At 56.7% G+C, this 18299-nt stretch carries 17 protein-coding genes; 4 read left to right on the top strand and 13 right to left on the bottom strand.

Features of this window, described 5'->3' with window-relative positions; genetic code table 11:
• Positions 1-10: 10 nt before the first annotated feature.
• The 3 genes from Q8N00_16300 to smpB form a co-directional block, all read right to left on the bottom strand.
• Positions 11-868, bottom strand: a complete 858-nt coding sequence (locus Q8N00_16300; GenBank protein MDP2384354.1) for an NAD(P)H-binding protein — start codon at positions 866-868, stop codon at positions 11-13.
• Between the two features lie 27 nt (positions 869-895).
• A complete protein-coding gene (locus tag Q8N00_16295) occupies positions 896-1339 on the bottom strand; it encodes a DoxX family protein (protein ID MDP2384353.1) in 444 nt (147 codons plus the stop codon).
• Between the two features lie 187 nt (positions 1340-1526).
• Positions 1527-2006, bottom strand: a complete 480-nt coding sequence (smpB, locus tag Q8N00_16290; protein MDP2384352.1) for an SsrA-binding protein SmpB — start codon at positions 2004-2006, stop codon at positions 1527-1529.
• Between the two features lie 131 nt (positions 2007-2137).
• Here smpB and Q8N00_16285 point away from each other — a divergent pair, with 131 nt between their 5' ends.
• On the top strand, positions 2138-2626 hold the full coding sequence (locus Q8N00_16285) for a DUF721 domain-containing protein (protein ID MDP2384351.1): 489 nt from the start codon (positions 2138-2140) through the stop codon (positions 2624-2626).
• On the opposite strand, the gene Q8N00_16280 is transcribed toward Q8N00_16285, so the two are convergent.
• The 9 genes from Q8N00_16280 to hisS all read right to left on the bottom strand — a co-directional run bounded on the left by Q8N00_16280 (position 2580) and on the right by hisS (position 13485).
• Positions 2580-3188: a hypothetical protein gene (locus Q8N00_16280; protein ID MDP2384350.1), complete on the bottom strand. Its 609-nt coding sequence runs from the start codon at positions 3186-3188 to the stop codon at positions 2580-2582. The two genes, Q8N00_16285 and Q8N00_16280, sit on opposite strands and share 47 nt — an antisense overlap.
• Before the next feature lie 28 nt (positions 3189-3216).
• Positions 3217-5679: a DNA gyrase subunit A gene (gyrA, locus tag Q8N00_16275; GenBank protein MDP2384349.1), complete on the bottom strand. Its 2463-nt coding sequence runs from the start codon at positions 5677-5679 to the stop codon at positions 3217-3219.
• 90 nt (positions 5680-5769) lie between these two features.
• Positions 5770-8241: a DNA topoisomerase (ATP-hydrolyzing) subunit B gene (gyrB, locus tag Q8N00_16270; protein ID MDP2384348.1), complete on the bottom strand. Its 2472-nt coding sequence runs from the start codon at positions 8239-8241 to the stop codon at positions 5770-5772.
• A gap of 94 nt (positions 8242-8335) precedes the next feature.
• Complete coding sequence (dnaN, locus tag Q8N00_16265; GenBank protein ID MDP2384347.1) at positions 8336-9463, bottom strand: DNA polymerase III subunit beta; 1128 nt, start codon at positions 9461-9463, stop codon at positions 8336-8338.
• A 25-nt stretch (positions 9464-9488) separates the two neighbouring features.
• Entirely contained in the window at positions 9489-10853 is a 1365-nt protein-coding gene (gene dnaA, locus Q8N00_16260) for a chromosomal replication initiator protein DnaA (GenBank protein MDP2384346.1), read from the bottom strand.
• Positions 10854-11165: 312 nt separating this feature from the next.
• Positions 11166-11408 (bottom strand): hypothetical protein, encoded by a 243-nt coding sequence (locus Q8N00_16255; protein ID MDP2384345.1) that lies wholly within the window; start codon positions 11406-11408, stop codon positions 11166-11168.
• Between the two features lie 16 nt (positions 11409-11424).
• Complete coding sequence (locus tag Q8N00_16250) at positions 11425-11766, bottom strand: hypothetical protein (GenBank protein MDP2384344.1); 342 nt, start codon at positions 11764-11766, stop codon at positions 11425-11427.
• 29 nt (positions 11767-11795) lie between these two features.
• The gene (locus tag Q8N00_16245; GenBank protein MDP2384343.1) at positions 11796-12116 is read right to left on the bottom strand and encodes a DsrE family protein; all 321 of its coding nucleotides are present in this window, start codon (positions 12114-12116) and stop codon (positions 11796-11798) included.
• Positions 12117-12219: 103 nt separating this feature from the next.
• On the bottom strand, positions 12220-13485 hold the full coding sequence (hisS, locus tag Q8N00_16240; GenBank protein MDP2384342.1) for a histidine--tRNA ligase: 1266 nt from the start codon (positions 13483-13485) through the stop codon (positions 12220-12222).
• A 235-nt stretch (positions 13486-13720) separates the two neighbouring features.
• On the opposite strand from hisS, the gene Q8N00_16235 reads away from it, so the two are divergent.
• The 3 genes from Q8N00_16235 (at position 13721) to Q8N00_16225 (ending at position 17164) form a co-directional block, all read left to right on the top strand.
• Positions 13721-15205 carry an FAD-dependent thymidylate synthase gene (locus tag Q8N00_16235; GenBank protein MDP2384341.1) on the top strand — a complete coding sequence of 495 codons (1485 nt, stop codon included), beginning with the start codon at positions 13721-13723 and terminating at the stop codon, positions 15203-15205.
• A gap of 17 nt (positions 15206-15222) precedes the next feature.
• Positions 15223-16260 carry a tetratricopeptide repeat protein gene (locus Q8N00_16230; GenBank protein MDP2384340.1) on the top strand — a complete coding sequence of 346 codons (1038 nt, stop codon included), beginning with the start codon at positions 15223-15225 and terminating at the stop codon, positions 16258-16260.
• Between the two features lie 184 nt (positions 16261-16444).
• The gene (locus Q8N00_16225; GenBank protein MDP2384339.1) at positions 16445-17164 is read left to right on the top strand and encodes an HNH endonuclease; all 720 of its coding nucleotides are present in this window, start codon (positions 16445-16447) and stop codon (positions 17162-17164) included.
• A 62-nt stretch (positions 17165-17226) separates the two neighbouring features.
• Here Q8N00_16225 and Q8N00_16220 read toward each other — a convergent pair whose 3' ends face one another.
• Positions 17227-18177, bottom strand: a complete 951-nt coding sequence (locus Q8N00_16220; protein MDP2384338.1) for an alpha/beta hydrolase — start codon at positions 18175-18177, stop codon at positions 17227-17229.
• Positions 18178-18299: the final 122 nt, after the last annotated feature.

Below are 18299 nucleotides of genomic sequence, written 5' to 3'. Positions count from 1 at the left end.
CCTCCTTATCTTACGCCATCCCTCGCAACGCTTCGGCAAGGGTCACCATGCCCCGCACAAACTGCTCAGGGTGTTCGTACCCGATCGCACCCTTGGCGAATCCTGCGTACATCTCTTCGAATAAGGTTGCCGCTTCCGTGGAGAAGCCGAACGACGTGAACGTCGGCACCACTGCGCTAAGCGGCGCATGCTGAACCGAGACTGGTTTCCCAAGAATCTTCCCCAGTGCGACGGCTACATCATTGGGGCTGTACTCTTCCGGCCCCGCCAGTTCGATGACCTGCCGGCCCTTTCCCCCTGCCATCAACTGCTCCGCGCCCACACGACCGATGTCTTTGGTCGAGACCATCGGCACCTTCGCCGTCGGCGCAATAAAGGTGGGCAGGATACCTTGACCCTTGGCCATGCCGATTCCCGGTGCCCAGTTCACCATGAAAGAGCAGGGACGCAGGGTCGTCAGATGCTTGGTCACAGCCCCGAGCGCCTGCTCGCCATAACGAACGGCCTGGATGGGCCCCGTGCCTTTCGCCATGTGGGCGCCGATTGACGACAAGAAGACGACGTGCGTGATCCCGCTGGCCTTCACAGCTTGTGCGGCCTGATCCATACGTTGCCGTTGCTCAGAGAGCCAGGCCGTTGCCCCATAGTTTGGAGGAACCAGCAGATAGAGACCCGACGCGCCTTCCAAGGCTTTCGTCATCGCCGGCACATCCTCCAACGAGGCGACCGCAACCTCCACCCCCTTCGCGCTCCAAGACACAGCCTTCTCAGGCGAGCGCACCACGATTCGTACCGGCTGCTTCCGATTGAGCAAGGTCTCGACAACCGCTGATCCCGTATTCCCGGTGGCACCGACAACAACGAACATGGTGGAGCCTCCTTTACCCGGCAACCGTTATAACTTCTCAGTCATGATACGGTCCGCAGACCACCGGCCTGCGCCTGTGACCAGCAATGCCGCCGCGATCCCAATGACCAGAAGATGGTACTCGTATCCTTCGCCGGCCTGTTTCCCGAACCAATTCATGAAGAAGCCGTTCGGGAGATGCGAGGTGGTGATGGCGCCAAGCATGATCACGATGAAACTTGCCGCCGTGAAGCGCGTCAACAGCCCGAGCAACAGAGCGATACTGCCGAAGGACTCTCCCACGATCACCAAAAAAGCAACGATCCAGGGCAAATGCATGGTCTCCGTGAAGAATCCCATGGTTCCGGCGAATCCGAACCCGCCATACCAACCCAACAACTTCTGGGCTCCGTGCGGGAATATCACCAGTCCGAGCGTCACACGGAGAATAAGACCTACCCAGTTATTGTCTGTGTAAAATAATTGCCGCATCACGCACCCCCTTGAATGGCCTCACCGCTCCGTCCCATCGCCGAACATTGCACCGTCCGACATGTCGATTATATTAGTCCTAACTAGGACAATGTCAAGAGAGAAAATTCACTCCCTGGTTTATTTGCAAAAATGTGAGTGGGATCAATCGGTTCGGACGAGATGGCAGGAAACGGACCGGTGCGAATTAATCGTGCCGCGACCCTTTCATCGCCCGCTCCACTTCACGGCTGGCTTCACGCGTCTTGTCGGACTCCCGGCGGTCATGCTGTTTTTTGCCTTTCGCCAAGCCGAGTTCGACTTTGGCCAGGCCACGCTTAGAGAAATAGATGCGGAGCGGGATGATCGTCAGCCCCTGCTGCTGCGTCTTGACGAGGAGTTTATTGATCTCCTTGCGATGGAGCAGGAGTTTCCTGGTACGGAGCGGTTCATGATTCGAAAGGTTGCCGTGGCTGTACGGACTGATGTGGCAATGGTGAAGAAAGATCTGTCCTTCTTTCACGCTGGCATAACTATCTGACAGGTTCACGCGCCCCTCACGGAGAGACTTGACCTCCGTGCCCTGGAGCATGATACCCGCCTCGAACTTCTCTTCAATGAAGTAGTCGTGGTACGCCTTACGGTTCGTGACCACCGGCCGTTCGAAGCTCTCTCTCTCTTTCCCCATCAGTCGTCAGACTTTCATGGCCACAATATACGTGCGGACAACATTCGCTCTAGAATACCAGGAAAGGACCATCCGAATATAACCGGGAGCCGGCTACTGATTGCCCCAACCGATTTTGCTATGATGGCTCCATGGGCGGACTCAGCTCCAACGATTCAGTATTCAGCGTCCTCGAAGCACTGGCTCGCCGTCTTGGATTCGACGCCATGCTGCTCGAAAGCCGCTTACGGCGGAATTGGGTCTCGATCGTCGGGGAACCCATGGCCTCGAATACCTGGCCCGATCAGATTCGATACAAGAAACTCTACCTCTTAGTCCACAACAGCGTCTGGCTGCACCAACTTACGTTCCTGAAACCGACGCTCATCGAAAAGCTTAACAGAGTCGTTGGTTCTGAACTCATTACGGACATTGTCTTGCGGGTAGGATCGTTGCCGAAAGCCAACCGTGCTGCTGCGTTGCCCGAGGTGCATCTCGCGCCGGCCCTCCCCCCGAGTGACGCGTTACTCGCAGAGATCTCGGAACATGTGACCACGATTCAAGACCCGGAGCTCCGCAATCACCTGGCACAACTCATGGCGCAGGCACTGGCTCGACCGCCTGGACCAACGGCACGGTGAGCGGACCTTTGAAAAGCTGGTGGGCATAGACCTTCGTCGCCGGAGTCTCAGGACCATCCAGCATGGGACCGATCCGCCCTTCTTCGTCCGACTCAGTAATCTGGTACAGCCCCCGTAAGGATTTTCGAAACCCGTCACGCACATCACGATCTTCACCGGTCAAAAACTTGTGCAGCATCATCGGATCAGCCCAGGCATCGAGGGAAAACACATAGAGGGTGAGTCGGCGGTAGCGGTTGGTCGGATCGTCCGGCGTCGTCGGTCTCACTTTGAGTGACCCGAAATTTCTCGATTCGCGGCCGACTTTGCGGAAGCGCTCGATCAGCGTTTCAATTTCCTGATCGCTCGTCCACGAGGGGACATGAATCGCAACGGACGTCTCTTCTTGCGACCCGATGCTAAAAGGAGGGATCGAACGATCGGGACGGCTCAGATACATCCCGCCCCAGATCAGGACAAACGACCCGACGAACACACCCAGGGCCATCTTGACGACCGTATCCAGTGGCTTCTTCGGCTGAGGTCCGGAAGGGGTCGTTGAAGAAACATCCTGTTCGTGCATAACAAAGAAGATATCGCCGCGCGACCTTTTACGCGCCACCCTCTTCAGGCAGCACTTCGACCGCTTCCGCCAATCGCGCGACCGCCACAACCCGGTCGCCCTCACCATCGAGATCGAGGATTCGAACGCCCTGCGTATTCCGGCCGATCTCGCGGAACTCATCCACCTTGCACCGGAGCACCTTGCCGTGAGCGGCCATCAGCATGATTTCATCGCCATCCCGGACTTGCAGGAACCCGACGGCCAGTCCGTTGCGCTCATTGGTCTTTACGCTGATGATGCCCTTCCCCCCGCGTCCCTGGATGCGATACTCATTCACCGGTGTACGCTTCCCGTAACCGCCCTCCGTGACCGTGAGGATCTGGGTGGTGGAGTCCGGCGTGATGGTTTCCATGCCGATGACTTCGTTGCCTTCCTCCAGCGCAATGCCGCGCACGCCATGCGCCGTGCGTCCCATCGGACGGACGTCGTCTTCTTTGAATCGAATCGTGATGCCCTTCTTCGTACCCAACAAGATCTCCCGTTGGCCGTCGGTGACATGCACACTGATGAGGCGATCTCCCTTATCCAACGACAGCGCGATGATGCCACCCAGGCGGGGATTCCCGTAGGCCGCCAGTTCCGTCTTCTTGATGATGCCCTGCTTGGTCGCCATGACGACGAACCGGTCGTCGCGGAACTCCTTGACCGGCACCGTCGCCGTCACCTTCTCATCGCCGGTCAGCGCCAAGAGGTTCACGAGGGCTTTGCCCTTCGCGGCCCGCCCTGCATCCGGAATCTCATGCACTTTCAGCCAATAGACCTTCCCGGCATCCGTGAAGAACAGGAGCGACTCATGCGTGGAGGCCGTGAACAGGGTGACGACAAAGTCCTCTTCCTTGACCCCCATCCCGATTTTGCCCTTGCCGCCGCGCCGCTGTGCACGATAGAGGGTGACCGGATTACGCTTGATATAGCCGGCATGTGAGATCGTGACGACCACCTCTTCGTTCGCGATCATGTCTTCCAGGGTGATCTCCGCTTCTTCTTTCACGATCTGGGTGCGGCGCTCGTCCTTATAGGCTTCCCGCACTTCGATGAGCTCATCCTTGATGATCGTCCGCACCAGCGTTTCGCTGCTCAAGATCGACTTGAGTCGCTCGATCTGCTTCAAGACTTCTTTATATTCTTCGATGAGCTTGTTGCGTTCCAATTGCGTGAGACGCTGGAGCCGCATCTCTAGGATTGCATTCGACTGGATTTCGGTCAGCGTAAATTCACGCATCAAGCCCACGCGGGCTTCATCGGGCGATGACGCCCGTCGGATCAAGGCAATCACCGCATCCAGGTTGTCGAGCGCAATCTTGAGGCCCTCGAGGATATGGGCCCGCTCTTCCGCCTTGCGTAGCTCGAAGGCCGTCCGACGCACCACCACTTCACGCCGGTGCTCGATGAAATGATGCAGGATCTGCTTGAGATTCAAGACCTCGGGCCGGTTATTGACCAACGCGAGCATGATGACCCCGAAGGTCGTCTGAAGTTGCGTCAGCTTGTACAGATTGTTCAACGTGATGAGCGGAATCTCTCCGCGCTTGAGTTCGATGACCACGCGGATGCCGTCCCGGTCGGACTCGTCGCGCAGATCGGAAATCCCTTTGATCCGTTCGTCGCGGATCAACTCGGCAATCTTTTCGATCAGCTTGGATTTATTGACCTGATAGGGCAGTTCCGTGACGATCAGCCGTTCACGATCCGTGCGTTCATCCGTCTCGACCTTCACTTTTGCGCGCAGCGTCAACAGACCCCGACCGCTTTCGTAGGCGGACTTGATGCCGGCCGTGCCGTAGATAAACCCGGCCGTCGGGAAGTCCGGACCGGGAATCTTCTTCATGAGCTGAGGAATCGTGATCTCAGGATTCTCCAAGAACAGCAGCAGCGCTTCGATCACTTCACCGACATTGTGGGTCGGAATGTTGGTGGAATAACCCACCGCAATGCCGCCGGCGCCGTTGACGAGAAGATTCGGGATTTTCGAAGGAAGGACCAGCGGTTCAACCAGCGACTCGTCGTAGTTCGGTCCGAAATCGACCGTATCCTTGTCGATGTCGGCGAGCATGTCTTCGGCCACCTTGGTCAGGCGGGCTTCGGTATACCGCATGGCCGCCGGCGGATCGCCGTCGACCGACCCAAAGTTACCCTGCCCGTCCACGAGCATGTACCGCATGTTGAAGGGTTGCGCCATGCGAACGAGGGTGTCGTAGATCGCACTGTCCCCGTGGGGATGGTAGTTCCCCATGATTTCGCCGACGATCTTGGCAGACTTACGATAGGCCCGGTTCGACGCCAGGCCCATTTCGTTCATGCCATGGAGAATGCGGCGATGGACCGGCTTGAGCCCGTCGCGCACGTCGGGGAGCGCCCGGCCCACGATGACGCTCATCGCATAACTCAGGTACGACGAGCGCATCTCGTCTTCAATGGCGATCTGTCCTAACCGTTCATCAGGGGGCATCTCAACTCCGTTGTAAGGCAAGAGGCGCGTGGTGCGAGGCGAGAGGTCAGATCCCTATCTCTCGCCCCTTGCCGCTGGCCTCAAGCCAATTTAGATGTCTAGATTTCTGACCTCGAGCGCATGGGCCTGAATGAAGTTTCGCCGGGGCTCGACTTCATCGCCCATCAAAATCGTGAAGATCTCGTCGACGCCCGGCACATCTTCCAGTTTAACTTTCAACAGCGTCCGCACTTCCGGGTTCATCGTCGTTTCCCAGAGCTGGTTCGGGTTCATTTCGCCCAGACCTTTGTAGCGCTGGATGCTGAGCCCATGTTTACCCTTGTCGAGGATCGCCTTCACCAACTCCACCGTCGCGGGCTGCAACTGTTCCTGCCCGTCGGTTTTGATCTTGTACGGCGCCCGGCCAAAGCCGATCGCCGACGGTGAGAGCTTCTGCAGCTCGCGGAATTCCGCGGAGCCGACCAGCTCGTGCGTCACATCGAAGCTATGAGTGGCTCCGTTGGCCAGCAGCTTGCACGTGATCTTGTTCGATTGATGTTCTTCGTCCTCGACGATCTCCAACACCGGTGTCAGCTTCGGGTAGACCACCAGGAGCGTTTTCTTCACATTCGCGATAATGGTCATGAGCGCCGTGCGATTCTTGAGCAACTCGCGATCCAGCCCCGGTTCATCCACAAACGCCCGCACCATACTGGCCTCGTGCGGTTTCTTATTGAGCCGGCCCAGCAGGGTCTCAAAGGCGATCAGCTTCTTGAGAATAGGCAGGAGCCGCCGTCCCGTGACATAACCTTGGCTCCCTTCCACATACACTTCGACATCCTCGACGGCGATGTCGGCCAAATGCTCGTTCAAGGCCAGTTCATCCTTGAGATACCGCTCCGTCTTGCCCTTCTTCACTTTGAAGAGCGGCGGCTGCGCAATATAGATGTAGCCTCGCTCGAGCAGTTCCGGCATCTGCCGGAAGAAAAACGTCAGGAGCAGGGTCCGGATGTGGCTTCCGTCGACGTCGGCGTCGGTCATGAGAATGATCTTATGGTACCGGGCCTTCGAGATATCGAAGGAATCTTTGTCGGGCTTTTCACTCTCTTCGCGCTTACGACCGATGCCGGTGCCGAGCGCCATGATCAACGTCCGGATTTCGTCGCTCGAGAGCATCTTGTCGAAACGCGCCTTCTCCACGTTGAGGATCTTACCCTTGAGGGGCAGAATCGCCTGAAACTTGCGGTCGCGCCCCTGCTTCGCGGAACCGCCGGCCGAATCTCCCTCGACGATGTAGAGCTCGCTCAAGGCCGGATCTTTCTCCGAACAGTCGGCCAGCTTTCCAGGCAGCGAACCTCCATCCAACGCACTCTTGCGCCGGATGAGTTCTTTCGCTTTGCGCGCCGCTTCACGGGCACGAGCCGCGTCGATCGCTTTCCCGATGACCTTGCGCGCCACCGTCGGATTCTCTTCAAAATAGTTCCCGAGCGCTTCATTGACCGCGGCCTCGACGATGCCCTTCACCTCACTATTCCCCAACTTGGATTTCGTCTGGCCTTCGAACTGCGGATTCCGGACCTTGACGCTGACCACGGCCGTAAGTCCTTCACGGACATCGTCGCCGGTCAGCGATTCGGTATCTTTCTTGAGCAGGTCGTTGGCGCTCGCGTAGCTATTGATCGTGCGAGTCAGCGCGGCCTTGAAGCCCACCAAGTGCGTGCCGCCTTCCTTGGTGTTGATGTTGTTCGCAAAGGAAAACAGGTTCTCGGCGTAGCTGTCGTTATATTGGAGCGCGACCTCCAGCACCATTTCCGGCTTCTCAACCTGCACGTAGATCGGCTTATGTAGCGGCATCTTCGCTTCGTTCAGATGTTCAACGAACGAGACGATCCCGCCCTTATACTTGAAGATTTGCTCTTTGATCGGCTCTTTCCGCCCATCCTTCAGCGTGATCTCGAGTCCCTTGTTCAAGAAGGCGAGTTCGCGCAGCCGCTGCGCCAGCACGTCGAAGCTGAGGTCGAGCACCTCGAATATCTGCCCGTCGGACTTGTAGGTGACCTTCGTGCCGCGGCGCTTCGTTTTCCCCGTCATCTTGAGCGGCGCGGTCGGTTTTCCTCGCTCATAGCGCTGCTCGAACACCTGGCCGTCCTGCCAAATTTCCAACTCCAGCCATTCAGAGAGGGCATTGACCACTGAAATCCCGACGCCGTGGAGCCCGCCGGAGACCGTGTAGGCGCCTTGCTCGAATTTACCGCCCGCATGTAACACCGTCAGCGCGACTTCGGCTGCGGACTTCTTTTGCGTGGAATGCATCCCGGTCGGAATGCCGCGGCCGTTATCCACGACCGTGACGCTCCCATCGATATGGATCGTCACCTCGATCGTCTCACCGAATCCCGCCATATGTTCATCGACGCTGTTGTCGACGACTTCATAGACGAGGTGATGGAGGCCATCCGCACCGGTGCTGCCGATGTACATCGCCGGACGCTTCCGCACGGCATCCAGGCCTTCCAGTACTTTAATTTGGTCCGCGCCGTAACTCTCGGATTTCGGTGTGGTCTCGTTCTCGTTACTGGCCATCAGTCTCCTAGTTTCACAGGCGTGAGGCGAGGGGCGTGAGATAAGGGGTTGAGAGAAACTTTCTCCTCTAGCCTTATGCCCCTGGCCTCATGCCTCAAATTTTAATTGGCATCACGACGCACTTGAAGCCGGGACTGTCTGACTCCTGGATCAAACAGGGGCTCAGCGGATTGTCCATTTGCAGAGAAATCGTCTCTCCGTCCATGACTCCGAGCACATCCAACAAGTAGCGGGCATTGAACCCCGTGTTCAACGCTTCCCCCTCATACTGTGCCGCCAGCTCTTCGGTCGCTTCTCCAAAATCTGGATTACTGGAGAACAGCGTCATCTGTCCGGTGACAAACGAGACCTTCACCGCATTCGCCTTATCGCGCGACAAGACGGAGACGCGCCGGAGCGCACTTTCCAACTCGTTGCGGTTGACCCCGATCTTCCTGCCGCTCTCTTTTGGGACCACTTGCTGATAGTTCGGGTAATTCCCCTCCATCAGCCGCGAGGTCAGCAGCAGTCCGCTCTTCCGGAAGATCATGAGGTTTTTGGTGAACCCGATCAAAGGCTCGCCTTCGCCGCCTTCTTCCAGAAGACGCTGCATCTCATGCGCGGCTTTCTTCGGAATGATGGCTTTGATCTCTTGCGGAGCGCCCTTGGCCCCCGGCATGCCAACTTCCTGTTCGGCGACCGCCAACCGATGTCCATCGGTGCCGACCAGACGCAAGATCGTTTTCTTCTCCGACGTGATGAGGGTCACCAACAGCCCGTTCAGGATGTACCGCGCGTCATTGTCGCCGGCCGCGAAGAGGGTCTTGCGAATCAGCTCTAAGAAACCGGCCCCGGCGAGGGGAATGAGCCCTTCCCGTTCGATCGTGGGCAACGCGGGATAGTCGGTGCTGGGAAGACCAACAATCTTAAATTGGCTCTTGCCGGCCTGAATCGTCGTCCAGTTATTGTCACCGGAGGTGATATCGATATCGTTGACGTTCAGTTCCTTGATGATCTCATAGAGCTTCCGGGCGGAGACCGTGACCCCTCCGGGCTTCTCGACGGTGGCTTTATAGAGCCCGCGCATGCCGATCTCGAGGTCGGTGGCGACGATCTCCACCCCCTCCTGCTTCGCCTCGATCAAAATGTTCGAGAGGATCGGCATCGTGTTGCGCTTTTCGACAACACCTTGAACCCGCTGGAGGCCCGTCAAGAGTTCCACTCGTCCCATACGTAGTTTCATAATCTCTTCTCCCTCACCCAACCGCTCATGCTCGTAGAATCTGTTCCTTCAAGCTGTCCAACGTGGCGCTCAATGTACTGTCGAGGTCTTTGGCTTTAATGATCTGTTTGCAGGCATGAATGATCGTCGTATGGTCTTTGCCGCCGAACTGCCGCCCGATCTCGGGATAGGAGGAGTCCGTGAGTTCCCGACAGAGATACATGGCGATCTGCCTGGGATGGACCAGCGTTTTACTCCGGCGACGGGACTTCAAGTCGGAGATCTTCACATGGAAGCGCGCGCCCACTGTTTCCTGAATATCGTCCATCGACACGATCTTTTTCTTGGTGCCGATCAGATCCCGGAGCACGGTCTTTGCCATCTCCAGCGTAATCGTTTGGCCGGTGAGCGACGCATAGGCGCCGAGGCGCACCAGCGAACCTTCCAGCTCACGAATATTGCTCTTCATCGTGGTCGCGAGAAACTGTACGACATCTTCCGGCAACGACACGCCATCGTCCTCGGATTTCTTCCGCAAGATGGCAATACGCGTCTCCACGTCCGGCGGCTGAAGATCCGCGATCAGGCCCCATTCAAAGCGCGACCGCAGCCGTTCTTCGATATCTGGCATGTCTTTCGGAAAACGATCGCTTGAGAGAACTAGTTGTTTGTGCGCTTCGTAGAGGGCATTGAACGTATGGAAGAATTCCTCCTGCGTCCGTTCCTTGCCCGCCAGGAATTGAATGTCGTCGATCATCAACATATCGATGTGACGATACCGCTTCCGCAGATCCATCATCTTGTCGTATCGAATGGAGTTAATGACCTCGTTGGTAAACTGCTCGGTCGTCAAATAGGCAATGCGAAGATCGGTCCGCTCCGCCACATAGTTTCCAATGGCATTCAACAGGTGGGTTTTCCCCAGCCCGGTATCGCCGTAGATAAACAAGGGATTGTAGGCTTTGGCCGGCTGTTCGGCGACGGCCATACAAGCGGCATGGGCAAACTGGTTCCCGGCACCCACGACGAAACTATTAAATGTATATTTTGGGTTAAGCTGGATCCCCCGCTTTGGCCTGGTCGCGGTACTTTGACGAGTGGGTGCCGGCGTAGTTCCATTTTCAGGCAGCTTTGCCACCTGTTTGTGAAAGATGGAGAAGGTGATCGCCGTTTCTTCCCCGCCTCGGGCAGCCGAGAGTGCCTCAGCCAGGAGTGGTCCATAGTGCTGGCTCAGCCAATCACCAAAAAACTTATTGGGAACGCCAAGTTGCGCAGTTGAGTCTTCAATGTGCTCGAGGTGAATCGGCGTAAACCAGGTATCGTAGACCTGTTTTGGCACTTTCCCTTGAATACAAGCCAAGGCGTCTTGCCATACATTCACCAGAGTCATCGTTTCTGTATCATTCTTCATACACAGACTTATTCACACCTGTGGATAACCTGGTTCTTCGCAGTGTTTTCTTGCGAGGTTTCGAATTTTTCCATCCCGCGGACGATTCCAGCCAAAGGCGAGCACTCAAGTCGACACAGGTTGCTGACTGTGCATGCAGGGGTTACTCAGAGTCAATCCCCAAGTCTCTCCACAAAGAGCGCGCGCAAGAAAATCTACCGAATCAACAACTTGCTCGCCGTCCACAATATCCACAGAGCCTACTCTTACTCCTACTCCTACGACGAACTCTTATTACGACACACATAACATCGGAGAAGAATGCACCACCACCTAGACCACAATGACATGTTCCGATGTGAAGATGCGCTCAACAAGATCGTCGTAAGTGATTGTCGGACATGAAGAGCCGACAACATCTTTCTCAACTGATACCGCCAATCCCTTCACGGAAGAAGGGGCTGTCGTTATTGCCTGCTCGACAAACAGGATATCCATGTCTGCATCGCTGGGGTGAAAGAGCGATACAGAGATACCAGCTGGCTGTTGTCGAAGAAGATAGAGCGCCGTACCCATAACACACCAACATTCTCTAAAAAATGAGACTTCTATCAACGGTTTGAATCAACTGCCTAATTTCATCTGCTGTACGAGTCGTGACGGAGAAACTATCAGACCAGGTATCCATTGCCGTCCCTGCCTCGACGATAAAGGGGACAGCGAGATGTTTAAACGAAGGAAGATACTTTTCAAGGATATCGACATCGATGATCTCATCTGTATCCTCTCTCAGAAGCTTGGGAGCCTGCCCAAGGAGCACGACGGTCGTCTCATGATCTCCGGCACAGAGTCCCAACGCAATACGAAGGGCCTCAACAGGACGAGCGGTCACACAAGGATCTTCTGAAATGACGACAGCGATTCGTTTAGACATAGAACATCAACGGCAGTGAGAAACACCCGCTACGTAAATGCGAGAAAGCGATCGCACCCATCGATAATTCCGGACAACACGACTAACCCGGATAGTGAGACCCTCGAATCGACCGAGGCCGTGGGAACGCCATGTTGCTGGCAACCATAGGCGCAGACGGACATCTTCACCCCGGCATTGATCAAGCCGATATAACGAGGATCGATCGCGCTCTTCACCCCTTCATCGATGAGATAGAGATAGACCTCGACCCCCCGGCGTAAAGCTGCCTGAGCCAGTTGGACGACGGTCTCAACGCTAGGATGAGAAGGGGCTGTGGATAACAAGAGACCCAGTTTGCGATCCGCCATGGCAATCCACTAAAGAGGTCAATACAATCAATTGCTTATGAATGAACGTCTGGGCGAGACTACGAGTTTTTCCACACAAAGTCAAGGCTGAAAATGTGGATATCTATCCGGCAAGATTGCGGGATTGGAGGAGCGAGGCGAGGCCTGCGAGAGGAAGTTCTTCTTGCGCCTTCGTCTCAAGGTTACGGAGAATGACCGCGCCGCGGCTGGCTTCATCGTCGCCCAGGAGAATCGCATATCGGCACTTCGATCGATCTGCTTGGCGAAGGTGAGCTTTGAGGGTAGCGGCACGATAGTCACATTGAGCAGACAGTCCGATTCGACGGAGTTCGTCCAGGAGCACCAGGCCAAGCTTCGTTCCCGCTTCACCGAAAGCCGCGACATAATAGAGTAGTTCATGTAACGAGGACGAGGCAGTCTCCGGAAGCATCAACGATACGCGCTCAAGCCCGACCGCAAACCCAATAGCGGGAACAGAGGGACCGCCTAACGTCTCCACTAATCCATCGTAGCGGCCTCCGGCACCCACCGCGTTCTGAGCGCCTAAGTGGGTCGAAGTAATTTCAAAACTCGTCAAACAATAGTAGTCGAGTCCCCGTACCAGACGAGGATTCAATTGATAGGGCACACCGATGGCGGTGAGACCGGCCAGGACCTGGTCGAAATGGGCTCGGGCCTCTGGAGAAAGATGTTCGGTGAGCTTGGGCGCAGATTCAGTCGCCGCTCGACAGTCCGGGATCTTGCAATCCAATACGCGTAACGGGTTTGTCTCCATCCGGCGCCGGCAGTTGGCACAGAGTCTGGCTTCGTGCTGCGAGAGAAAGGCGAGCAAGATCGGTTTGTATGCGGCGCGGTCGCCGGTACCTCCCAGACTATTGATTTCCAACGTCAGGTCCGGCAGGCCGAGATCCGAGAGCAAACGCCAGAGTAGCGCAATCGCCTCGACATCGGCGCGAGGATCCGCTGTGCCGAACGACTCCACCCCGAATTGATGGAACTGCCGGAGACGTCCTGCCTGGGGTCGCTCATGGCGGAACATCGGACCGATATAAAAATACTTTTGCGGAAGCGGCTCGGCCGCCCGATTATGTTCGATGAAGGCGCGGACCGTTCCGGCTGTGCCTTCCGGACGCAATGTTAGCGACGTCCCGTCCCGGTCAGGAAAGGTATACATCTCTTTTTCGACGATGTCCGTGGCCGCGCCAATACTGCGGGCGAAGAGCGCCGTGAGTTCGAAGATGGGGATCCGGATCTCTTGATATCCATAGGCCAGCGCCCAGCGCCGCGCGGCATCTTCGATGAAACGCCACCGGGGGGTCTCCTCGGGAAGGATATCTTTGACGCCCTTAATACCCTTGATCGTGTCCATAGATAGCAACTATCGTGAAAGATTTGGGACTATAACGGCGGGTTCTAGGCATGTCAACGAGCCGGGCGCGCATCAAACGTCAATCGTCATGCGTCAACCGAGTCTGAATCGGCGACCATCGACCGCGCAAACGATTTACCTCGAAAGACGCTTCACGAATGACGTCGCGCCTTCTTGCACCGACTGCCGCACGGGCGTATAGTTCGCGGCCTATGTTTGTGTCAGGGAACGTCTCATGAGCATCGATCAACCGACCCGTCGAGTCATCGCGCTGGCGCCCATGCCGCCGGAGAAGTCCGCCTATGCGCTGGCCCGTTATAGCCGTTCGTCCGACACCATCGAGGACAGCCTCCGTTGGGTGCATGGCCATTCCTCTGAGAAATTCTGGGACCAGTTCTATTTCGACTATGGCCATGCCTCGATCGCCGATTTGGGCCATGTCATCATCTGCTTCGAGGACATCTCCGAACTCGCCGCGATCCGGCTCGAAGACGAGCCTCTGTGGGACGGCCAGGCGAAATCGAGCCGCTATCAGAACTTTGCGTCCGGCGGATGGTACGTGCCGGATTCCATCCGAGGGTCCGAGACGGAGGGCACCTACCATGGCATTCTCCGTAGCCTCGCCGAGATCTATCGGCTCCTGCATCAACCCTTGACCCAATTTATTTCGGAGCGCGAGCCGCGCCCCGAGTCGATGAAGCCAGCCGATTACCAACGGACCATTGCCGCGCGCGCATTCGACGTGACCCGGTATCTCCTGCCCCTCGCGGCCAAGACGAACGTCGGGCAAGTCGTCAGCATCAGAACGTTGGAAAAACAAATCACCAGACTCTTGTCGTCGCAACTGCCGGAATTGCGTTCGATCGGTGACGAACTCAAGGATGCCTGCCAGCGGTCCCCCGTGAATGTGTGGGGCGAGTTGTCCGGCCAGACCGGTGCACAGGAACCACTGGCGCCGACGCTGGCGCGTCATGCCAAGCCGAACGACTATCAAGCCTCCGTCTACCTCGACCTTGCCCGCTATGCGAAAGAGGCACTCCAAGGGACCGGATTGGATCAACCATCGACCTGGGGCGCGCAGGAGCCGGTCGAACTCGTGGAGTCCCACGATCCCCTGGACGAAATCGTCACCACCTTGCTCTACCGTGTGTCGCATGCCCCCTATCGGAGCATCCTGGCGGTCGTCCGTAGCTGGACCGAGAAGCAGAAACAGGAAACGATCGACGTGGCGATGAGTGCACGAGGACCCTACGACGAACTCATCAAAGAATTCCGCAGCGGTTACGCCTTCACGTTCGACGTGCTGATGGACATCGGCGGCTGGCGCGACATGCACCGGCACCGGCGCTGCCAGCAGATCCAACAGAACTTCACGACCATGCATGGGTATGAAGTTCCGCCGCCGCTCGTGCAGGCAGGATTGGATCACGAATATCGCCAGGCGATGGATGCGGTCCGTTCGGACATCGAGCAGCTCAAGAAGACCAGCGCAGAGGGATCGCTCTACGCCACCCCGTTCGGCTTCAAGGTGCGGTGCCTGTTCAAGATGGACTATGCTGAAGCCGAATATATCGCGAAGCTCCGATCCGGCGTGAAGGGCCATTGGTCGTACCGGACCATCGCCTGGCTGATGAAACAAAAAATCGCGGCGCGGTATCCTGCACTCGGGGATCGCATCCAGGCCACCTCGCCGGATATTGAAGATACCCTCACCAGATAAGGCAGACGATCACCCTGATGACCGACTACCAAACATCATGTGAAACGACCCTGCTCGAAGGCCAATGGGATCAGGCCCTGTCCGCCGCATTGGCCTGGGCCCGCCATTCCGCCACCGCCACAACGCGCGATCCGCGACCCCATTTCGCCTTGAACGTGATCTATTTATTGCGTGGGGAGTTTGCCGAAGCCTGGGAAACGCACCAGAAATGCCTACAAGAACCGGAAGACATCGCCCTGGTCAAAGCCTGGATCGAAGGATTTGTCGCGCGCCAGTCGGAACAGGCCAACGCCCATCTCGTGATGGGTTTGTTTCTGGCCCAGTCAGGCCAATCCGAACAGTCGATCGCGTCGTATAAGGAATCGATCAAGCTCGCGCCACAGTCCGCCTATCCCCATTATTTTGTCGCGCAGATTCATGAGCGGGCCGACCACCTCGAAATGGCTATCAAAGAATATCGCGAAGCCGTGCGGCTGGATCCTTCCTATGTGCCGGCGCGCACCAACCTGGGCGTGGCCTATCAAGAACAGGGCCGGTTGGAGATGGCGATCCCTCAATATCGCGAAGTGATCAAGCTCCATCCCAACGACGCGGTGGCCCATGCCAACCTCGCCTGCGCGCTCGCCGAGCAGGGCAAGTTTGAGCCGGCCTTGCAGTCCTACAAAGAAGCCTTGCGTCTGAACCCCAATGACGCAGCCGTGCATTTCGCGCTGGGCAACCATTACGAAACGAAGGGCCGTCTGGATCTGGCACTCAAAGAATACGACGCGGCCCTCGTCGCCGATCCGAACTTCGGTCCGGCCCATGCGGCAATCGGCTGGATGGCGCTGGGCAGACAACATATGCAGGCCGCCTACGAAGCCTTCAATCGCGCCCTCAAGGCCAACGACCAAGACCCCCGGGCCTACCACGGCATCGCCGAATATTATTCCCAAAAGGGCAAGCGCGAGAGCGCGCTGGACAATTTCGCCAAGGCGCTCAAATTCTACAAAGATCCCGAACGAAAAAACGCGATTCTCAATCAGCTGTTCCAGGAAGGCCAAATGGCCGACTAGCAGCAGGCTGCTGAAAAAGTCCGTCAGCATCGTTCTCGCGTCGTTCAGATCCTCAACGTACCCTAATGGGTACGCCTCCGGTCTTCACTCGCTGCGGCCTTGCTGAACGGCCTTTTTGAGCAGCCTGCGGGACCGAGCAGCATTTCCCCATGCTCGCAGTCGAAGAAGGAGCTTCAGGCCCTTTGTGCCTACAAGAGAAATGCGATACACGCTTGAAAGGCCCCGAGCCAATCAATACCCGACGGAGAAAATCATCACCGAGCTACGTCGGGTTGCCAACCTTTACGGCAATAGACATTTTTCTCGGCGAGAGTTCGATGAAAAGGCAACCGAATGTAAAGGCAGCGTAGTTATATCTCGTTTTGGAGCGTGGCAAGCGGCGCTTGATGCAGCTGGTCTCAACCTAAAGAAAATAAAGAAAGACCGTTCCCAAATTTCAAATGAGCAGCTCTTCGAAGAATTGGGCCGAGTCTGGCGGCTACTTGGACATCGCCCATCCAAGGATGAGTGGGAGAATGTTGAGGCCAAACATTCATACACGACGTATAAAACAAGATTCAATGGTTGGGTTAATGCTTGCGCTGCATTCATCGAAAATGTGTCGCGCCAGAATGAAGGGATGAAACCTGAGTCAGAAACACAGGCAGACAGACCCCATAAGCCCAAAGTCATGTCCGAGATTCAAGTCGAAGAAAAACGAAACATACCGATGAAACTTCGGTATCGTGTTCTAACCCGAGACAGGTATAAATGTGTTCTGTGTGGGCGAAGTCCTGCTACTCATGTCGGTATTTCATTGCACATCGACCACATAAATCCGTTTTTTCAGGGCGGCAAGACACTGCTCGACAATCTCCGAACACTCTGCGATGAGTGCAATAGGGGTAAAGGTAGTGAGGTATAGAAGTAGTGCGTCTTGGCGCGCTGGGGTTGGGAGGGTGGGAATGGTGAATTTTCGGCAGCTGATCAAGGTAGGTCGAGTGTACGCATGAAACTTTCGATAGTTCTGGTGTAGTCGCTGGGCAGACCCAGCTCTTTATTCAGCTCGCCGTGTTTCATATCCACCGGCAGCACGGTGATCTTCCCGCCTAGTTCGGTCGCTTTGGATGCAAATGTTTGAGCTGGCGGACAGGCATCGCTGCGTTTGGTCGAGCAGACCAGCAACATCGGCGCAGGGGCCACAGTCAGCCGGTGGTAGGGTGATGTCTCAGTCCAAAACGCTTTATCCTTGCCGAACACACGATCATAAAATCCATGATGCTTTCGCTGCATGAGCTCGACGAGGTCGAAGGCGGCACTGTCGAGTGCGATGGTGCCGAGCCAGGGTATGCCGCCTTTACTGGTCACGATGCGAGGGTCTGCAGCCAGCAGGGAGACCAGATGCGCTCCGGCGGAATGTCCCAATAACAATACCCTGGCTGGGTCGCCTCCCCAGGAGGGGGCCTTGGTCTGCACGAAGGCCAGGGCTTGGGCGATGTCGTCAGCCTGTTCGAGGGGGTTGGGCCGTTTGGACATGCGGTAGTTCGACGATACGAGGATGTAGCCCTTGGGCAGCCAATGCGCGACCTTGTTCGAGACGAAGCCAGACGTTGCTTTGTCGCCGATCATCCAGGCACCGCCATGCACCATGAAGATGATCGGCGCAGCCTTGGCCTGGGCGGGAATATACAGATCCAGACGTTGTTGCGGATCGGTGCCATAGGGCAGGTCGCGCTCGATCCGCGCGTCAGCCGGGAGGCGCATGCCGGTCGCCGATTGCTCGCCAAGGTCTAGCTCTCTGGTATCCTCGGCCTGTGCAGCCGCGCGCCGGCTTTCAAGTCGTTCCTCGATCCGGTCACGAAGCGGGCCGCCGAATGCCGAGGTGAACGGCCCCAGCAATCCCACCAGCAACAACACCAAAAATAGAGGATGTTTCATCGTCAGCTCCCGGTTCACTCACCGGCGCGTATCATGCCCTGTTCGCATCTTGGCATCAAGGTATGCAGGTGCCGGGAGTTGCGCCCTATCCCTAGTGGGGATAGAGTAGTGCGCATGATTCC

Source organism: Nitrospirota bacterium (genome assembly GCA_030684575.1).
Lineage (GTDB): Bacteria > Nitrospirota > Nitrospiria > Nitrospirales > Nitrospiraceae > Palsa-1315.
The sequence above is the reverse complement of the archived record's forward strand: the minus strand, read 5'-3'. Positions and strand labels throughout refer to the sequence as shown.